Origin of the sequence: Staphylococcus caeli, from assembly GCF_900097965.1 — a bacterium.
Classification (GTDB): domain Bacteria; phylum Bacillota; class Bacilli; order Staphylococcales; family Staphylococcaceae; genus Staphylococcus; species Staphylococcus caeli.
Genome location: NZ_FMPG01000003.1, coordinates 128196 through 148967 on the forward strand (window position 1 = coordinate 128196; position 20772 = coordinate 148967).

At 34.6% G+C, this 20772-nt stretch carries 18 protein-coding genes and 1 riboswitch; of the genes, 5 read left to right on the forward strand and 13 right to left on the reverse strand.

What is annotated here, in order from left to right; genetic code table 11:
- Positions 1-40 precede the first annotated feature (40 nt).
- On the forward strand, positions 41-571 hold the full coding sequence (locus BJS11_RS05530; RefSeq protein WP_069995173.1) for a hypothetical protein: 531 nt from the start codon (positions 41-43) through the stop codon (positions 569-571).
- A 146-nt stretch (positions 572-717) separates the two neighbouring features.
- Here BJS11_RS05530 and BJS11_RS05535 read toward each other — a convergent pair whose 3' ends face one another.
- Positions 718-2304, reverse strand: a complete 1587-nt coding sequence (locus BJS11_RS05535; RefSeq protein WP_069995172.1) for an alpha-glucoside-specific PTS transporter subunit IIBC — start codon at positions 2302-2304, stop codon at positions 718-720.
- A 215-nt stretch (positions 2305-2519) separates the two neighbouring features.
- On the opposite strand from BJS11_RS05535, the gene BJS11_RS05540 reads away from it, so the two are divergent.
- A complete protein-coding gene (locus BJS11_RS05540) occupies positions 2520-3287 on the forward strand; it encodes a MurR/RpiR family transcriptional regulator (RefSeq protein WP_069995171.1) in 768 nt (255 codons plus the stop codon).
- Positions 3288-3382: 95 nt separating this feature from the next.
- Here BJS11_RS05540 and BJS11_RS05545 read toward each other — a convergent pair whose 3' ends face one another.
- From BJS11_RS05545 to BJS11_RS05585, 9 genes are all read right to left on the reverse strand, one after another.
- The gene (locus BJS11_RS05545; protein WP_069995170.1) at positions 3383-3889 is read right to left on the reverse strand and encodes an SRPBCC family protein; all 507 of its coding nucleotides are present in this window, start codon (positions 3887-3889) and stop codon (positions 3383-3385) included.
- 223 nt (positions 3890-4112) lie between these two features.
- Positions 4113-5405 carry a Na+/H+ antiporter NhaC family protein gene (locus BJS11_RS05550; protein ID WP_069995169.1) on the reverse strand — a complete coding sequence of 431 codons (1293 nt, stop codon included), beginning with the start codon at positions 5403-5405 and terminating at the stop codon, positions 4113-4115.
- 112 nt (positions 5406-5517) lie between these two features.
- Positions 5518-5618: riboswitch (SAM riboswitch) on the reverse strand.
- A gap of 55 nt (positions 5619-5673) precedes the next feature.
- Positions 5674-6285 (reverse strand): flavin reductase family protein, encoded by a 612-nt coding sequence (locus tag BJS11_RS05555; protein ID WP_069995168.1) that lies wholly within the window; start codon positions 6283-6285, stop codon positions 5674-5676.
- A 207-nt stretch (positions 6286-6492) separates the two neighbouring features.
- Entirely contained in the window at positions 6493-7374 is an 882-nt protein-coding gene (locus BJS11_RS05560) for an SDR family oxidoreductase (RefSeq protein ID WP_069995167.1), read from the reverse strand.
- A 93-nt stretch (positions 7375-7467) separates the two neighbouring features.
- Positions 7468-8592, reverse strand: a complete 1125-nt coding sequence (locus tag BJS11_RS05565) for an amidohydrolase (protein WP_069995166.1) — start codon at positions 8590-8592, stop codon at positions 7468-7470.
- A gap of 18 nt (positions 8593-8610) precedes the next feature.
- Positions 8611-9783 carry a SulP family inorganic anion transporter gene (locus tag BJS11_RS05570; RefSeq protein ID WP_069995165.1) on the reverse strand — a complete coding sequence of 391 codons (1173 nt, stop codon included), beginning with the start codon at positions 9781-9783 and terminating at the stop codon, positions 8611-8613.
- Between the two features lie 159 nt (positions 9784-9942).
- Positions 9943-11178 carry an imidazolonepropionase gene (gene hutI, locus BJS11_RS05575; protein ID WP_069995164.1) on the reverse strand — a complete coding sequence of 412 codons (1236 nt, stop codon included), beginning with the start codon at positions 11176-11178 and terminating at the stop codon, positions 9943-9945.
- Positions 11178-12839 carry a urocanate hydratase gene (gene hutU / locus BJS11_RS05580; RefSeq protein ID WP_069995163.1) on the reverse strand — a complete coding sequence of 554 codons (1662 nt, stop codon included), beginning with the start codon at positions 12837-12839 and terminating at the stop codon, positions 11178-11180. Before hutU ends, hutI begins: the two co-directional genes overlap by 1 nt.
- Before the next feature lie 50 nt (positions 12840-12889).
- Complete coding sequence (locus BJS11_RS05585) at positions 12890-14164, reverse strand: YjiH family protein (RefSeq protein ID WP_069995162.1); 1275 nt, start codon at positions 14162-14164, stop codon at positions 12890-12892.
- A 142-nt stretch (positions 14165-14306) separates the two neighbouring features.
- On the opposite strand from BJS11_RS05585, the gene BJS11_RS05590 reads away from it, so the two are divergent.
- A complete protein-coding gene (locus tag BJS11_RS05590) occupies positions 14307-15182 on the forward strand; it encodes a LysR substrate-binding domain-containing protein (protein ID WP_069995161.1) in 876 nt (291 codons plus the stop codon).
- Here BJS11_RS05590 and hutG read toward each other — a convergent pair.
- Positions 15172-16101, reverse strand: a complete 930-nt coding sequence (gene hutG / locus BJS11_RS05595) for a formimidoylglutamase (RefSeq protein WP_069995160.1) — start codon at positions 16099-16101, stop codon at positions 15172-15174. The two genes, BJS11_RS05590 and hutG, sit on opposite strands and share 11 nt — an antisense overlap.
- Before the next feature lie 254 nt (positions 16102-16355).
- Between hutG and sdpC the strand changes: the two genes are divergently transcribed.
- Positions 16356-17693, forward strand: coding sequence for a peptidoglycan release complex CPBP-like subunit SdpC (sdpC, locus tag BJS11_RS05600; protein ID WP_069995159.1), 1338 nt, complete (start codon positions 16356-16358; stop codon positions 17691-17693).
- Positions 17694-17780: 87 nt separating this feature from the next.
- Here the strand turns inward: sdpC and BJS11_RS05605 are convergent, their stop codons facing one another.
- Entirely contained in the window at positions 17781-18467 is a 687-nt protein-coding gene (locus BJS11_RS05605; RefSeq protein ID WP_069995158.1) for a ribose 5-phosphate isomerase A, read from the reverse strand.
- 161 nt (positions 18468-18628) lie between these two features.
- Here BJS11_RS05605 and BJS11_RS05610 point away from each other — a divergent pair, with 161 nt between their 5' ends.
- Positions 18629-19291 (forward strand): MOSC domain-containing protein, encoded by a 663-nt coding sequence (locus tag BJS11_RS05610; RefSeq protein ID WP_180365213.1) that lies wholly within the window; start codon positions 18629-18631, stop codon positions 19289-19291.
- An 82-nt stretch (positions 19292-19373) separates the two neighbouring features.
- Here the strand turns inward: BJS11_RS05610 and BJS11_RS05615 are convergent, their stop codons facing one another.
- Positions 19374-20384: an aldose epimerase family protein gene (locus BJS11_RS05615; RefSeq protein WP_069995156.1), complete on the reverse strand. Its 1011-nt coding sequence runs from the start codon at positions 20382-20384 to the stop codon at positions 19374-19376.
- Positions 20385-20772 lie beyond the last annotated feature (388 nt).

Here is a 20772-nt window from a genome sequence, read left to right on the forward strand (position 1 = left end):
ATAACGACAAAACACTTTATATAGATATTGGGGGTATAATATGTTTTTAGATAAAACTGAAACGTTTGTGTTAAATATTGGTGGCCTTGATAAACGTGCATCACGAAAACAATTAACAAAACTTTTCAAACAAATTCAATTTTGTAAGTCCTTTAAGTTTGCAATTTTCAAGAAAAATAATTTGTATGCTTTAGAAATTAATCTTCCAAAGCAGCAATTACCATATATGATTAGCTTTTTGAGTTTTCACAACTATGCAATATACCAAATTCTAGACAAAGCGCACGAACATGAAATTTTGGATTTAGATCACTTTTTATTATCCTCAAAACGTTTTGAATTAGTGATCGACGGTTTACATGACGCATTTATAAAAGATAAGGTCATTGATATTTTGAATTTAATAAATCAAACAGATTATATTACTTTTACTTTTAATCGAAATAAGGTCAATGTATCTTGTTCCCCAACCGTATTTGCAAAACTTATTTATATGATAGCAACGCATAACATTGATGTGCTTGGTGCTATATATCAACCACGTTTGATGAATAAAGCAAGAATCTCATAATGTCATATTGTGATCAACGTAACTAAAGTATAGGATTACTGCTAACTGCACATTTATAGTGCGTTGGCAGTTTTTTTATCATTATAAAAAAACCTAAACATGTAAGTTATTATCAAAATAACACACTTGTTCAGGGTTTCTATTTTTTATGCTTCTTCATTTATAATATTTTCAAATGCTTCCCTAACTTGTGGAACTGACATACCTACTACAACTTGCACATTTTTACCACTTTTCACGAGACCATGTGCCATTTGCTGATGAGTGAAATAACTGCTATCTTCCACTTTATCAACATCTTTAACGGTAAGTCTAAGACGGGTTGTACAATTTGTAACATCTTTAATATTGTCTTTGCCACCAAGTCCATTTAAGTAATATTGTGCTTTTTCTTCGTATCCATTACCAGTAGGTGTCGAAGAATGCGATTCTCCTTTTTTATCTTTATAATCATTTTTGCTATATAATTTCAAATCTTCCTCGTCCTTTTTACGTCCTGGAAGTGGAATATTGAATTTTAATATTAAGAATCTGAATAAGAAATAATAAATAGCTGTGAAACTTAAGCCAATCACGATTTGAATGACATATGTTAACCAGTGATTCTGTGCAAGTGGAATCCAGTTGGTTGCGAAGAAGTCTAATAATCCGCCACCAAAGTTACCTACAAGTCCAAAAGCATACATTAATGTATCCATCGTTGCTGCAAGCAATGCATGTAATAAGAATAAATACGGTGCAATAAATAAGAACGTAAATTCTAATGGTTCCGTAATTCCAACAACCGCTGCCGTTAACGTTGCTGGGATCAATAACGCAGCAATTTTCTTCTTATTCTCTTTTGGTGTTGTCGAATACATAGCTAATGCAATACCAATTGCGCCAAATACTTTACCGTTTCCTTGTAACATATATCCATAAGGAAATTGTTCTTTTAATGGTTTTGTACTCTTAGCAAATTCATTAACATGTTCAAACCATTCTGCTTTCAACCCATGATTGACTACTACTGGTCCCACTTCAATTGGCGCGTAAATAAAGTGATGTAACCCTGTAGGAATCAAGACCCTCTCTAGGAAATGATATAACCATACGCCTATATATCCAGAACCGATTATAAATCCTTGTAATGATGAAATACCACCTTGTACTGTCGGCCAAATGATGCAAGTTATTAAAGCAACAGGCAACATCACAAAAAATGATATAGTTACAACAAACGTTAAACCTTGAAATACACCAAGCATCTCCGGCAATTTTCTACTATAGAATCGATTGTGTATCCATGTAATAATACTTGAAATGATAATACCACCTAATATATTGGTATCTAACGTTTCAATTCCTGCTATAGCCTTAAGTCCGGTTACGTTTTCAACACCTTTTTCTAAACTAGCACCAAATGTATGTGGCCATTGCGTTAAAATGGCATTAATGAATGTGTTAAACATAAGATATCCCATTAATGCAGCCAATGCAGCATGTCCAGGTGCTTTTTTAGCAAGTGACAGTGGTAAGCCTACAACAAATACAATTTCCATATGATTGAATATTGTCCAACCACCTGATTCTATTACTGACCATATTTTGAACCATGTTGTGCCATCTTCTGCAATACTTCCCATGATTGATGGATTTTTAAATAATGTCGCAAATCCTAATACAATCCCAAAAAATGCGAACATCAATACGGGCACGATCATTGCGCTACCAAATCTTTTTATTGCATTCATAGTACTGTCCCCCAATTTCTATATTATGGAAATTACACTTCCAAATTGTATTTTATTTTCTAAATCATTCACTTCTCAATATCACTATGATTAATTTCATTTTAAAGGAAACGCTTACATACAAACAATAGTTTGACGTCATTCGGAATTATTTTGTATAATCAGATTACATTTTCATAACGCGAAAATATTTTCACGATTGAGAGGTGATTACTTTGTTCCTAGATGAACGTATCAACAAAAATTTCAATAAATTAAACGAGAATGACCTACAAATTGCTCATTTTATCAATACACATATAACGCAGTGTAAAACGATGAAAATTCAAACGCTTGCGTCACGTACACATGCTTCCAATGCAACCATCCATCGTTTCACACGTAAACTAGGTTTCGATGGTTATAGTGATTTCAAATCGTATTTAAAATTTGAAACAGAGCAGTCCCGTCAATTACCTTCAGATTCAATTGAAGATTTCAAACAAGAAATTGAAAACACATTCACCTATTTGGAACGCATTGATTACGACCTCATTACGCATAAAATCAATCAAGCTGAAACAGTATATTTGTATGGTACTGGATTAGCTCAAATGAATGTCGCTCAAGAAGCCCAAAGAATCTTATTGACGATTCACAAAAGTATTATTGTACTACATGACGTTCACGAGATTAAAATGGTCTTAAACAAAACAACACCTAAAGATATTTTCTTTATTATTTCACTTTCTGGTGAAACAGATCAGCTCACAGACATCACTAATTTATTACAACTACGTCAAAAATATTTTTTCTCTATTACTACTTTAAAAGATAATACGTTAGCTCAAAAAGCAAACTATAATATTTATGTATCTAGTAACACATTTTATCTTGCAGATGGTATAGACTATTCTAGTTTTATTAGTTACCACATTTTCTTTGAAACATTATTGCGGAAATACAATGAACGTCAAGAAAAAGGCGAATTGTTATCACGTTAATATAACAACTAAAGGACTTACATACCATTCTGTTTTGGTACATAAGTCCTTTTTTTATTTCATCTTCGATTTTATTTTACGTTTCAATATTCCGATTATAAATCCGCTTCAAATGTTTCTAACACATGTTGCAATTGATCGAACATCATTTCAAACCCATGTGCAGTAGAATCATGGTATTCTTTCTTTTTCTGCTTATATTCTAATGTCGTTAATCTACGTTCTCTTGGTACAAACGCAGTATAATTAAATATCATTTGCGTAATACCTGATTCTCTTTCGAACACTTCTACCTCTATCGTATCTTCGGAATCGCTCAGTTCGGGCATACCGATAGTCATTACAACATACTCGTAAGGTGTTAAGGTCACATATGATCCTTGCACAATATTTTCTTTCCCTTTACGAACATCAACTATTTTATAGCTGCCATTTTGTTCAGGAGTTATTTGAATAGATTTATTCGTTCTCTCCGTCGTCATGAACCATTGTTTTAAAATACGTTCATCTGTCCATGCTTGGTACAGTAATTCAGGTTCAACTTTAAATAATCGTTCAAGTCGAACTTCTACATTTTCATTTTCCACATTATATTTAGCCATGATTTATTGTTCACCTACTTTCACACTTGATTCTATTTTAACGTATTTTGTTAGACTTCTAAACAATAATCATATTTAGCTTCTTAACATAATAAATTATTCATCATTTACTATCTTTAGTTTAGCGTTATATATCGGCAAACGTCAAAAGTTTACCACTAAAAAGGAGGACATATAACAGTGCATCATGAACACTTTTATACATATCCTCCTAATCATTCCATCAACGTTTCGCTAATCTTGGCAATCTAAACACGATGGCAATAATACCGCATATACCTAATATAATAGGATAAATAGAATACGGCACAAGTTCAAATGGTGATATAGACGCTACACCAGCTGCTGCTATAAGTTGCGGGCTGTATGGTAATAAACCTTGAAAACAACTCGCAAACATATCGAGAATACTCGCTGATTTACGTGGATCAACACCATATTCGTCTGAGATATCTTTAGCGAGTGGACCAGCCATTAATATAGAAATTGTATTATTTGCTGTAGAAATATCTGCCACACTTACTAATCCTGCTATTCCCATTTCTGCACCACGCTTAGATTTCACTCTGTTGCGCACAAAGTTTAATAACCATGTAATACCACCATTATGTTGGATTAATGCTACGAGCCCTCCAATTAATAATGCAATGATGGCAATATCTTCCATTCCGATGATACCTTTTGAGATTGAACTCAACAAACCTGTCCAGCCAAATGAACCATAACATAGTCCAATAATAGCTGATAATATAACGCCACCAATAAGTACGATAATCACATTGATACCTATAAGTGCAAGTATCAATACAAATAGATACGGAATAACTTTAATTAAATCATAGTCATAATTTTTAGTAGCATCTACCTGTGCACCGTTAGTCAACAACCACAATATAATAATTGTAATGATTGCACCTGGCAAGACGATTTTGATATTCACTTTGAATTTATCACTCATTTTTGTCTTCTGTGTTCGCACTGCAGCAATCGTCGTATCAGATATCATTGATAGATTATCACCAAACATCGCACCACCAACAACAGTTGCCATTGTGATAGCGGCTGAGACATCCGTTGCTTGACTTAAACCAAAACCAACTGGTGCAATTGCTGCAACTGTACCAACAGAAGTCCCCATAGATAGTGATACAAACATGCATATTACAAATAAACCTACGATGATTAAATTCTCTGGAATTAGTGACAACCCTAAATTAACGGTAGATTTTACGCCACCCATATCTTCGGTTGTCTGTGAAAACGCACCTGCTAATAAGAATATAAGCATCATTAAAATAATATTTGAATGTCCAGCACCTTTAGTAAACACTTCTATCTTTTTTTGAAATGATTCTTTTCTATTTAATAACAATCCAATGATTGATGCTACCAATATCGCAACGTTCAAAGGCATCGTTGTAAAATCTCCTGTTGCGATACCTACGCCTAAAAACATGCCCACAAATATAATGAGTGGTATTAATGCCCACGCATTGCCTTTCTTTGTCTCTTCCATACAGAACCTACTTTCCTCAATTTATAAAACGTTACAAAAACTTCAATTTTAAATCCTGAATAAATAAAAAACTCTTTCTTATAAAGAAGAAAGAGTAAACCCAACACATTTAATCTTATCTTCTAGCACATAACATGCTACTGGAATTGGCACACGCATCTTCATGTTGCCGAAGTATCAACGGGCCAGTCCCTCCACTTCTCTAGATAAGTTATTTAATTTATTGTCTTACAGTACAGTATTAATCTCATTCCGTCAAATGTTGCTGTCATTCTGTGGGGCGTTGAATCGTAAAGGTCTTACCAAGCGACATATAATCATGTCCCGCTAAGCGTCCAACTGGCTTTAAGGCTTGTGGATCTATTTTACTATCTTCTATATAAATGGCATCATCAATATGAAACATCTCTACCTGACCAATGATTAAATCAGAGCCTTCGTCTGCGTCTCCTAATGAAATGATTCGCTCCAAGCGACACTCCATACGCATCTTCGCTTCTGCAACACCAGGCACTGGTATACACTCAGAATCAACGTACGTCAAATTAGTTCTATCCAATTCATTTTGTGTTCTATGTATCGGCGCTGCAGTTTCATTAATCTGCTCGACCGTTGCCTCATCTGTAATGTGAACAACAAAACATTGTGTTTCCTCAATATTTAAAGATGTATCTTTACGTTGTCCATTTGATCGCCCAACTGAAATCATAATCATTGGTGGCGCACTACACACCACATTAAAAAAGCTAAACGGCGCTGCATTAAAATTACCTGATGCATCTTGTGACGTCACAAATGCGATAGGCCTAGGAATGATGCCACCACTCAATAATTTATAATTTTGTTGTTTTGATAATGTATTCGCTTTAAACATTTTCATATATGACTCATACCTTTCAAAAAATAAAAAGGATTAGACTGAAATCAATCGTTTAAACAGATTTCATTGTGCTAACCCTATTCGTTTCTTTTATAATTGGTTTCATTTAAAGGCATATTGATATATTACATATTAAACAAAGCTGTGCTTATATTTTACATCAATATATACTTGAAGCCTACTACGTTACATGCATCACCTATCAAACTAATCAATTTGTGTTCCGCCTGTTACGCCATACACTTGACCAGTCGTATAACTAGATTCTTCCGCAGCTAAATGGACATAGATACCGGATAATTCTACGGGTTGCCCTGCTCTACCAAGTACTTCTTTTTGACCAAATGCTGGAATTTTTGACTGTGGTTGACCACCTGATATTTGTAATGGTGACCAAAATGGACCTGGCGCGACACAATTCACACGAATACCTTGTGCACCAAGTTCTTCAGACAAGCTTTTAGTCAATGAAATGATAGCTGCTTTAGATGCTGCATAATCATGTAAAATCGGACTTGGATTATAGCCTTGAACTGATGACGTTAACGTTATCGTTGCACCTGCTTGTAAATAGTCTAATGCCTTTTGAACAGTCCAAAATATAGGATATACATTCGTTTCAAATGTCTCAGCAAATGAGGCAGTATCAAAGCCTTTAATATTATCTTTGTATTGTTGATGACCAGCTACGAGTGTAACGTTATCTAAACCACCAAGTGCTTGGTATGCTTGGTCCACTAAATCATAATTGAACTGCTCATCACGTAAATCACCTGCAATGAGCACTGCCTTTCGCCCTGCTGCTTCAATGACTTGTTGTACCTCTTCAGCATCTTGTTGTTCATCTGGCAAATAGTTAATGGCTACGTAAGCACCTTCTTTTGCATATGCAATCGCAGCTGCTCTTCCTATTGCAGAATCACCACCAGTCACCAACATTTTATAATCGGTTAACCGACCGTGCCCTTCGTATGATTTCTCACCACAATCGGGTTTTGGTTCTAATTTATGTTGTAAACCGGGTACAGGTTGTTCTTGCTTTGGATAATCTTGATTTGAAAATTTTGTTCTTGGATCTTGTCCTGCCATATTATTCACTCCTTAAATAATGTTCTATTTCTATTTACCCAACAATTCTATTGTCTAATACATTATTTAAGTGAATAGCGCATTAACGAAACATTATGCTTCATTCAATAATTTTTGAACAAATGTAACAAAGTATTCCGGTACTTTTTCTAAAATACGCTCGTCTGGATCATATTTAGGATGATGTAAATCATATTCACTGTTAGAACCGATAAATACAAAAACACTTGGATATTTATTTGAAAAACCTGAAAAGTCTTCGCCAATTGTCAATGGCAGGTCCATCACATGTACTTCATAGCCTACTTCTTTTGCGACTGTTATCGCATCATTGGTCAACTTCTCATCATTTATTACAGCACCTGGTAAACGGTGGTATAACGTTTCAATTTCAACGTCAAATGCTTCTGATAATCCTCTACCAATAGACTTCAAGCGTTCCTCAATCATTGTACGTTTTGCTTCATCAAAGCTTCTAACGGTACCTTGAACATATGCTTCATCCGCAATTACATTCCACGTATTTCCGCTAGAGACTTCACCAATTGTGACAACAGCATTATCAAATGCAGATAAATTTCTACTGACGATGGATTGTACACTATTAATCAATTGTCCTAACACAATGACTGGATCGTTGCCTTGTTCAGGTTTCGCTGCGTGTGCACCTTTACCTTTGATTTTAAATTCAAAGCGATCAACTGACGATGTAATAACACCTGATTTTACTGCAAACTCGCCGATATCCATTGTCGGATAATTATGGTAACCTAACACAGCTTTAGCCCCTTCTATAGCACCCGTATTCGCTATATTAACTGCGCCGTAACCTAGCTCCTCAGCAGGCTGGAATATGATTCTCACACGACCATTTAACTGACTTTCAATTTCTTTTAATCTAGTGGCTACTGCTAAAACACTTGCCATATGTATGTCATGTCCACATGCATGCATCACGCCTTCATTGGTTGAGGTGAATTCGTGGACGACTTGTTCATTTATCGGCAAAGCATCAATATCAGATCTTACTGCAACTAATTGGTCCCCTTGTCCTATCTCGGCAACTAAACCTGTTTCTAAAGGCAAATCTAACACTTTAATATCAAATGATTCTAAAATACGTCGAATTCGTTTCGTCGTTTCATATTCTGCATCTGATAATTCTGGAAATTGGTGAAACGTTCTTCTCCAATTGATATAATCTTCGTATTGTTGCATATTAACACGCTTCCTTTCTTATTTTTTAAAAAATTTAGCTACCAAATAACCAATAGTTACAATAACAACTCCGGCCGCCAAATTATTCGTAATTAAAATAATAAACATAGTCAAAAGTACAATAAGATCATTTTTAACTGGAGCTTTTCGAATAAATGACATAGTATTTCTATCAAATGTTTTTAGAGAAATAGTGATTAATACAGTTGCAAGTACCGCCATGGGTATTTGTCCTATTATATCTCCAAATAAAAACAAACTTATGATTAAAAATGCTCCAGTCACTAATGTTGAAATCCTTGTTGTTGCACCCATCGTCACATTAAAACGCGACTGTCCTACTAATGCACTACCACCGTATCCTCCAAATAGAGAAACAATCATATTTGCCATTCCTTGTCCTATTGTTTCTCTATTCTTATCACTATGACTTTGAGTCACATCATCCATCATTCGTGCTGTTAACGTTGTTTGAACGATAGCAACTATAGCCATCATTAATCCATATGCAAGAGCAGGTAGTAACAAAGGCACCTCAAGTAGACCTACAGGCAACGAAGGCTTCGGCAATTGAAAATGTAAAATCGCCATGTCATGAACATATTTTATATCTGGTTGCATAAACCAGGTACAAATGGTTAATACTACAATAGCCACGAGTGGCGCAGGGATGAATGTAATATAGCGTTGAGCACACCAAATTAATATAAATGACAATATGGTTAACATATAGGTTGAAATTGAGATATGGAAAATATTTTTGAGTTGCGAAGTGAATAATAAGACTCCTAAAGCATTCATAAATCCTATGACGACACCAGTTGGAATATAGTTCATCAGTTTGTTCACATGACACCATCCAAACACGATTTGAATGATGCCCATTATAAACGTTGCTACAACAACTGCTCCCATGCCATAACTAGCCATTAGTGGGGCAACCACTAATGAAACACCGCTACTTGGCGCTGATACCATCAATGTTCTATTAGAAGTTAAACTTAACACAAGCATCATTAATCCTGTACTGAGCAAACCTATCGTTGGGCTTACACCTGCAATCAATGAAAAAGCTATTGCACCAGGTAATAATGCTAATGCCAATAATATACCTGCTAATATATTGGATGCATATTGCCCCTGCCATTGCTTTACATAAGTCGAGTGACGCACATCCCATGTCACCTCCATATCTCTTTAACTCTATGTTATCATAATTGTCAAAATATTTAATCTATTCTAGACAATTCAACTATAAAAAGAACGGTAGACGCAATCAAGTTGTATCATCTGATTACGTACTACCGTCCAAATTTAAATGCTTATTTTAAGCATAAAAGCTTATTTATATTACTTAAGTTGTATTTGATTATCAACTAAGACTTTACCGTCTTTAATTACCTTTTCAGCATGGTTAATACCATAATGATATGGAATGTACTCATGATTTGGCGCATCCCAAATTACAATATTGGCTTTATCCCCTGCATTAATAGTTCCGGCATCAACATCGATGGCTTTGGCAGCATTTACTGTTACAGCATTCCAAATTTCATTAGGTGATAATTTTAATTTAAGTGCAGCAATTGACATTACAAGCTGTAAATTGTTAGTTACACAACTACCTGGGTTGAAGTCTGTAGCAATCGCAATTGCGCCGTCATTGTCTAACATTCCTCGTGCATCAGCATACTGTTCTTTACCTAGATAGAATGTTGTTCCTGGTAATAACACCGCAACTGTGTCGCTATTTTTAAGTTTAGCCTTACCTTCTGTACTTGAAGCGACAAGATGATCAGCTGAAATTGCGCCTTCATCGATTGCTAATTCTAAACCACCTAGAGGATCGATTTCGTCTGCATGAATTTTGACATCGAAACCTAATGCCTTAGCGGCTTCCATGTATTTCTTAGATTCTTCAATCGTGAATACACCTGTTTCACAGAAGATATCGGCAAAATCTGCATATGGTTTAACTTCTGGTAGCAAATCAATCATTTCTTGTAAGAACGCTTGATTTGATGTTGCATCTTTAGGAACAGCATGTGGTCCTAAAAATGTATGTTTCATGTCTAAATTATATTTTTCAGCAAGTCGATTGGATACACGTAATTGTTTCAACTCATTTTCTTTATCTAAGCCATAGCCACTCTTACTTTCGACTGCCAGAACACCATGTTCTATCATCGTTAATAAGTTCTTTTCGGCCTTTTTAAATAGTTCATCTTCTGTTGCATTGCGTGTCGCTTCAACTGTTGAAAGTATGCCGCCACCTTGTTCTAAAATTTCTAAATATGAAACGCCTTGTCTTTTCAATGACATTTCATGCTCACGTGAACCACCATGTACAAGGTGCGTATGTGCTTCAACCAATGCTGGCGAAACAACTTTACCTGTTGCATCAATGATTTCATTTGCTTCATATTCATCTGAATGTTCACCAGCGTAAACAACTTTGCCATCTTTAACGACAACGGAACCATTTTCAACAATAGTAAGTTCATCTAATTCTTTTCCTTTTAAAGGACGTTCTGTAGATTTCGGTAAAATTAATTCTTTGATATTTTGAATGATTAAATCGTTCATTATTTGTCTCCTTTACCTGTAATCATTGGAATGTTGATGCCTTTTTCTTTAGCAACTTGGATTGCAGATTCATAACCTGCATCAGCATGTCTCACTACTCCCATACCCGGATCTGTAGTTAATACACGTCCTAATCTTCGATCTGCACGTTCAGATCCATCAGCTACTACAACCATGCCGGCATGTAGCGAATAACCCATACCTACACCGCCACCGTGATGGAATGAAATCCATGAACCACCTGCCGCTGTATTGATTAAAGCATTAAGGATTGCCCAATCACCAACAGCATCAGAACCGTCTTGCATACCCTCTGTTTCGCGGTTTGGACTTGCAACTGAACCTGAGTCAAGATGATCTCTACCGATAACAATAGGTGCAGAAATTTCTCCATCTCTTACAAGTTTATTTAGTGCTAAGCCCATTTTTGCACGCTCTTCATAGCCTAACCAAGCAATACGTGATGGTAAGCCTTGGAATGCAATTTTTTCTTGTGCTAAATCTAACCAACGAATAAGTTTTTCATTTTCTGGGAATATTTTTCTCATTTCTTCATCTGCACGTTCGATGTCTTTTGGATCGCCACTTAAAGCTGCAAAACGGAATGGTCCTTTACCTTCACAGAATAGTGGGCGAATATAGGCTGGAACAAATCCTGGGAAATCAAAGGCATTTTCTAACCCATTATTAAATGCAACTTGTCTAATATTGTTACCATAGTCGAATGCGACTGCACCATTTTTCTGGAACTCTAGCATTAATTCTACATGTTTTCTCATAGAATTCTGTGCTTCTTTCACATATTGTTTTGGATCTTTCTCACGAATCGCTTTAGCTTCTGCTAATGAATATCCTTGTGGTACATAACCATTTAGTGGGTCATGTGCGCTTGTTTGGTCTGTAACAATATCAATCTTAAATCCTTTGTCTAAGATTGCTTTATGTGTATCTACTGCGTTTCCTACTAAACCAATAGATAAAGGCTCTCCTTTATCGCGTGCCTCTTCAGCCAAGCGTAATGCCTCATCTAAATCATGTGTTTTAACATCACAGTATCGTGTTTCGATACGTTTATCAATGCGTGTTTCATCTACATCAACACCAATTACAACGCCACCGTTCATTGTAACGGCAAGTGGTTGAGCTCCACCCATACCACCCAGTCCAGCTGTTAAAGTAATCGTACCGTTTAATTTGCCATCAAAATGTTGATTTGCAAGTTCACCAAATGTTTCATATGTTCCTTGCACAATACCTTGTGAACCTATATAAATCCAACTACCTGCAGTCATTTGACCATACATCATTAAACCTTTTTTATCTAATTCGTTAAAATGATCCCAATTTGCCCACTCTGGTACAAGTACAGAGTTTGAAATTAACACGCGTGGTGCTTCTTCATGTGTTTTAAAAACAGCGACAGGTTTACCTGATTGTACTAACATCGTTTCATCCGCTTCTAATGAACGTAGTGTTTCTTCAATCGCTTCAAAAGCTTCCCAATTACGAGCTGCTTTACCAATCCCACCATAAACGACTAAATCTTCAGGACGTTCTGCTACTTCTGGATCAAGATTGTTGTACAACATTCTAAGTACGGCTTCTTGTTCCCAACCTTTACACTCAATGTCTAACCCTTTTTTTGCTACTATTTTTCTCATGAAAAATCACTCCTATTTTAATGAATTTATCCTTTGTTTAAATACAATGACTAAAAAATCCATAATGCAAATGGTATTGTAATCAATAAAGTCAGAACTACACGTTCAAACCAAATGATGACCAATTTTCCAACTGAAACTTTGATTTCTGTAGAAAGAATTACAGGTACTACACTTGAAAAGAAAATAATCGCAGAAACACTCATCACAGCAACTGTAAAACGTGTAGCTAAATCGGCTGTTTGAGCAATCGCTGCTGGTAATAACATCTCAACAATTGAAATCGTGGATGCTTGCGCCAAAATAGCAACATCTTTGACTGGAAATATACTTATAAATGGATAAAAAACATAAGAAATGTATTCGATTATAGGCGTATATTCCGCAATAATTAGTCCTAAAAAGCCTATAGACATAATCGATGGTAATATCGCAATTGTCATCGTAACCCCATCTCGTAGATTTTCTACGACATTTTCAATCAAAGATTTTGACCGTTCTACTGCTAGTTTAGCTTCTAACCATGACTCCTTTAATAGAGGCATATCTCTGCGAACTTCTTTCTTGTACGGTTGTGCTTGATACGTCGTGTTTTTCTCAAATCTTATAGGTGGGAGTTGTACTGTAATAGCAGTTACGATAAATGTTACTGCGAGTGTAAACCAAAAATAAAGATTCCAATGTTCTATGATGCCTAATGTATTAGCAACAATAATCATAAATGTTGCAGATACTGTCGAGAAACCTGTTGCCACTACGACAGCTTCTTTATGTGTATATCCACCATCTTTATAGACTCTATTTGTGATGAGTAGTCCAATAGAATAACTGCCTACAAATGATGCGACGGCATCTACAGCCGACTTACCAGGTGTTTTAAATATTGGACGCATAATCGGTCTACATATAACACCGATAAATTCTAGTAATCCAAATCCAACTAAAAAAGATAAAAATATAGCACCAATTGGTATTAAAACACTTAATGGTATCGCCAACTTTTCATACAAAAACGGACCTATGCTTTCTTTTAATACAAAATTTGGTCCAAAGTTGAACACAACCATCAATGCAATTACAATGCCTACGACTTTGAAAAAACTAAAAATCATATCCGTTTTGGATTGTTTCCATTTCTTATTTATAAACGGATGTATTGCACCAATAATAATTAAAATCAACACATAATATGGCAATATAGGATGAATCAATGCTGTAATCCATTGCACAATATGATCAATCATAATTGTCGACTGACCATTAATCGTAATGGGTACAAAGAAAAATATAATGCCAATGAAACTATAAATGAAAAATTTCCACATGTACTTCACGCCCCTTACATGAAAGTACATCTCCCTCTATATTTCTCAGTATAGTATGATAAGATATTGACTACCAATATAAATAAACTAATTATTAATAACTTAAAACTATAAATAATTCAAATACTAAGAGGTGCTTACTATGAAAATCATACAATTGGAATACTTTGTTGCCGTCGTAAATTACAATAGTTTTACTAAAGCCGCTAATTTTTTACATATTAGTCAGCCATCCCTTACAACAACAATTAAAAAAATGGAAGCAGACTTAGGCTATGATTTATTAATGCGCTCCACAAAAGATATTAAAATCACTGAAAAAGGTATTCACTTTTATAATTATGCCCAACAACTAATTCAAAATTATCATCAAACATTAGAAAAAATGCATGACCTTAAAATAGGCCATGTTGCTAAAATTAAAATTTCAATATTAGAGTCTACAAATCAATGGATTTCGCAAATATTGGCTACACATTCTAAACTCAACGATGCACAAACCTATCTTATTTCTGAAGTGCATGATCAAAGTAGAATTATCGAATTATTAATCAACTTCGAAAGTCATGTTGCTTTTACAAATGAACAAATTGGACATGAGGCCATCACTTCTATCCCACTATATGAAGAATCATATGTGTTACTTACGCCTAAAAATGCTTTTCCTAATACACATACAACATCCATTGCGCATCTTCCTTTGATTCTACCAACTAAAGGTTCGCAAGTGCGTAAACACCTTGATGATTATTTTAATCGCATGAATATACATCCAAACATTGTGATTGAAGTAGATCGTTTTGAAGCAGCTACTAATTTTGTTCACAGAGGTCTAGGCTATGCTGTAATTCCACGCGTATATTATCAATCATTCAATGCACGTGATTTAGATGCTATAGATATTAAACCTAAATTGACGCGTTCGATTTATATCAACTACCTAAAAAAAAGAAAACACGCTTCACGCGTGCTTTCTTTCATCAATCAATGTGTCGATTATTGGAATTTTAAAGAATGAAATGATGTAAAAAATTAGCCGACAATTTTGCTGTTCTTTGATCAATATCATATTTAGGATTTGTTTCTGCGATGCTAATCGAAGCCACTTTTTCATTTGGAATAATACGTTTTGCCAATTCAAGTACAATATGAGGCGTCAAACCTAGTACACCATTGGCGCTCACACCAGGTGCAAAGGCACTATCAATTGCATCCATGCAAATCGTAAACATAATTACATCATGATCATGTACAAATCGTTCGACTTTATCTTTAATCGGAGGAGAAATTTGATGTAAGAGCTCATCTGCATATACATAACCAATACCTCTTGCTTCAGCATAGTCAAACAAGGATTGTGTATTGCCACTTTGTTGAATACCTAATACAAGATAATCCGCTTGGTTATCCTGTTCCAAAATTTGTCTGAAACTTGTTCCAGAAGTTGAACCAGGTGCTTCTCTCGTGTCAAAATGCGCATCTATATTTATGACACCTATAGATGCATCAGGATATGCTTCTCTTGTGCCTAAATACTGTGCGTACGCAATGTCATGTCCACCACCAAGTAAAAAGGTTTGATTATGTTTTTGTATTGATTTGGCAACTAAATGTCCAAATTCAATTTGTGTGTCTTCTAAACGTTCATGATCATGCAATACATTACCATAATCATAAATCTTTGATTGCCTAATGACAGGTAAATTAGCAAATGTTTTCTTTATGGCGTTTGGTCCTTCTTTAGCACCTGTACGCCCTTTATTTAGCTCAACACCTTTATCGACTTCATAACCTAACACGCCTACACCGTGACGTGCTTCGTCATAATTGTCTTCAATGTTACGAAAAGCTATGGTTTGAAAGTGTCTAAACTGTGATTCATCTGTTTCACTATCCAATCTTCCAGTCCAAAGATCGCGTTGTGCTAGTTTATACATAATGCTCCTCCTTTAAACTATTATTCACTAAAAAGTATACGCTTACATTTTCTTCAATTCAATTTATAATTATATTTACCCATTTGAACAACCTATTATTTCAAAATTTCGCAATAAATATTTCAATTTAATGTTATATTTTCTCCAAACTATTACATTTCAATGATAAAACAGGAATTTAATTTATTTATCTCCCATAAATATGTATAATTAGGTACAAATGATTTTTTTGAAACCCTATTGGAGGTTACATAATGAATACAAAACGTATACCAGGTTTTCAATGGGCAATGATGATTTTTATATTCTTTATTATTGCTTATGCATCACCTATTATACTAAAAGATTTACAAAGTTCTGTTCCATTCAAAGCGTTCGTCTTTGATATGAGTACAATTGCACCATTTATTGCAATGATTATTTGTATTGCAGTATTTAAGGACAAGGCCACTCAAATAAAAAGTTTAAAATTCACAATAAGTTTAAAAGTAATTGAACGTCTTATATTAGCACTTATTTTACCTTTAATCATTTTTATCATAGCCATGATAAGCTTTAATATATTTGCAGATAGCTTTGTTCTATTACAAGCTAAAGATCTATCCGTGTCAGTCTTGACAATCCTCATAGGACAACTTGTAATGGCGTTCCTAGTAGAAATTGGATTCCGTTCTTATTTACAACATATTGTTGAAAATAAGATGAATACTTTCTTCGCTTCCATCATTGTTGGTATTATGTATGCCGTTTGGAATGCGAATATTGCATTTAGCGTTGAATTCGCAATGTTTAGTTTCTTATACTCATTTGCTTTTTCAATGATTATTGGTGAATTAATTCGTTCAACAAAAGGACGTACAATATATATCGCAATGGTCTTTCACGCGGCAATGTCATTTGGATTAGTGTTCTTATTTAATGAAGAATTAGGTGAAGTGTTTGCAATGAAAGTGATAGCACTTTCTACAGTAGTTGTAGCTATCGTTTACCTATTACTTAGCTTAATCATTCGCGTGTTACTCTACTTCTTTACTAAACGTAATTTAGAGGAAGTTGACGAAAACAATTACCTAGATCACGTTAATGATGACAATGAAGACGAAGACAGTGTAAATACTGACTCAACTGAATCACTGAAAAGAGATCAACATCAAGCAGACTTTGATTCAGACACAACAACACATAGCCATTCACCGGCACATTCAGATGAAGAAACAAACTCAGAAAATCTAACAAACAATGATACGCAGTCACATCAAAGTGAACAAGATGCGAGTCGCAATAATATTATTACTGAAAATACACCAAACAATGAGTCTATTCAGCATAAGCAAACAGACTCATCTGCTAACACTGCGGTGGAAGCATCTACTGAAAAAGCACACACTGACGCATCTTCTGATGATTTAAAATCAAGTGCAAGATACGCTTCAAATCGTAAACCTTCTGCAGTTAGTGATGCGCAAGCAGAGATAGAGCAAGATCAACATGAAGATACAACTTTAGATGATTACCATACGGAGGACACACGTGATCATACACATGAACGTACCACTTTCGGTAGAAATAACAAGCGTAGCCATCGTCGCTAACAGCCGTTTATAAAGCATTAGAAACATGTCTATTTGAACAAACGAAAACACCGCTATTCCTACATCTTTTGGAATAGCGGTGTTTACTTATTTCTCTATAATTTTAACACCAGAAGTTGTTCCGATAATCGCTTGATCTGTAATATTCAAGAAGTATCCTGTTTCTAAAACACCAATGAGGTGAATGAGGTATTCATGCATTTCCATAGGTTTGATACGTTCGTTAAGTACTACATCCAAAATATAATTACCATTATCTGTAATGAATGGGACGTCATCAACCATACGCCGTGTCACAAGCAAATTGTCATACGCAGTAATTTTTTTTGAAACTAACAACCAATTAAACTTATCTACTTCTACTGGTAATTTAAATGTTTGACCTAAATAATCTACACATTTACTCTCATCAGCTAAGACGATAAATCGATTCGCCATAGCATCTATAACCTTTTCTCTAAATAAGGCACCACCGCCACCTTTAATCAGATTCAGGTCGTTATCAACTTCATCTGCACCATCAATTGCAATATCTATTTTTTCTACATCATTCACATCGACAACACGAATGCCTTGTTCCTTAGCGATGAAGGCCGTCTTATTAGACGTACATACACCTGTTATATCGATTTGCTCTTGCTCAAGTTTTTCTGCCATTTTTGGGACAAGCAATTCAATTGTTGATCCAGAGCCGATACCAACAATCATACCATCTTTGATTTGTGCCAATGCATCATTAAATGTACTCATTTTCAACTGTTTCTTATCCATCATGCTTCCCCTTTTACATTGTACTTTTATTATTATTGTACATGAGATTCAATCAAATACCTAGACGAAAAATAATTTTCTACGAGTAATTCATCTCATTACTTGCATAATTAATGGTTTGTTTTAAAATTAAAATAATTACAAGATGGGGGTACAACAATATGATTTACGTGTTAGATGCTATTTCAACCGGTAAAATACAAGATTTGCCATATAGTACCAAAAGACAAATGCGTTCTGCATTAAATAAAGAAAAAATCATAGGACACATGTGGCTCTCTAAAATAGGGTTCGCTGAGGATGAACAAGAATACAAAGATCACGGTGGTCCAGATAAAGCTGTATGCTTATACAGTAAACATAATTATGATTTATGGAGAGATGATGTTAACAAACTTCCTGATTATGCAATGTTTGGTGAAAACCTAACTGCTCAACATTTAGATGAGCGAGATGTACATTTTGGTGATCAATTTCAGTTAGGCGAGGCTATTTTAGAGGTATCAGAAATTAGAGAACCATGTTGGAAAATACAAGAAAAGTATAAAATACCTGATTTAGTCAAACGCATGTCTCGCACTTGTAAAACTGGCTTTTATTTTCGAGTTGTTCAAGAAGGTAATGTCCCTGCAGACGCACACTTAAATCTATTAACACGTGCAGATAATGAGACGAAGCTTTCAGTATTCGAGCTCAATGACCTATATTATAATGACAATAAAAATATCGAACGTTTACAATACGCACTTAAAAATCCTTATCTTACTACTACACGAATTTCAAAGCTTGAACGTTTTTTAAATCGTGCAAATAAAACACAAAAATAATGCACTTATAATTAATAAGGGAGTAAAGCAAAATTGTCTCATTCTATGAGTTGTGTCGCCTTACTCCCGTTTGTATATATGTTTATTTTTCAGAAATTTTGTATGATGTTTTAGAATAAAATGGTTGATTTGCTTCTAAAATAGATGGTGCATCGTTACCCAATAAATTAATATCATTCGGTAAATATTGTGTTTCCAAAGTGAAACCTGAATGTGCCTTATAAATATTAAAATCACTTTCCCAACCAGCCGTATCATTAAACGTGTAAATAACAATATTAGGCATATCTGTATAAACTTTTAATACAAAATGTTTATTTTCAACTGTCATTTCTTGTCCGCCAATATCAAATGGATGATCTATACCACCAAATTGTGTCATTTGTTGTTTCAATACTGGGGATTCACTATTAAAAATATCTTTAAATTGAACACTTTCTGCATTAAATACTTCTACTAGATTCAATGGCTTCATGTCTTTAACAATATTATCATCGCCTAGTAGATACATATCTAATTTAGAACTTGAAATACTATGATTATCAATAACGTTATTGTCTCGATTTAAATTGAAATAAACATGGTTCATAGGATTGAATAATGTTTTTTCTGTAGCAACTGCTTTATATTCAATCGTCCATTTGTGATCGACATCATATGTATGTATAACTTCTAAGTCAATATCACCCGGGAAATAATCATCTTCACTTTTAATTGTTGTTGAAAAAATAACTTTCACTTGTCCAACTTGTTCTTCTATTTTATATTCAAAGAAACGGCGATCTATACCCTTTGGGCCACCATGTAAATTATGGCCACCATTGTTAGCATCTAATACGTATGTTTTACCATCTAATTCAAACGTTGCATTCGCAATTCTACCACCATAACGACCAATCGTAGCACCAAAGTTATATGGATTATCCTCATAAAATTCATCAGCTTCTACGACATTCCCTAGTACAATATTATTATCGTCATACTTCCATGATACAATTCTCGCTCCATAGTTAGTGAAAACAATTTTTGTTTCTTCATTATCAATTTTAATCAAATCAATACCATTACTTTGACTTTCTACTTTTGCAAACATCATTCATTACTCCCTTTCAAACATTGTACTTTTAATGTTTAGATATGACGTTCAATCATGAATATATCTCAAATTTTGACAACAACATGCTACTCATTTATATCGGGGGGTACCTTCATAAATTCAAGTCAGTAGTCTTCAATTTCAAGATGACGATAAACAGATGTTCCCTCATCAATTTTTCATAATCAAACGTCTAATGACACATACGACAGACTATCAAACGCAACGATCGCATTGTCCCTATATGCTCCCTCATAACATATAGTTGGTAAAGGCGCTTCGTATTGTGCCAATTTCGAAAAATAATATCTTTATATTGTGGCGTAGATATAACATATTTTTTATATGCACTCTAAATTCTATCAGACAATATTGATAATTGTTA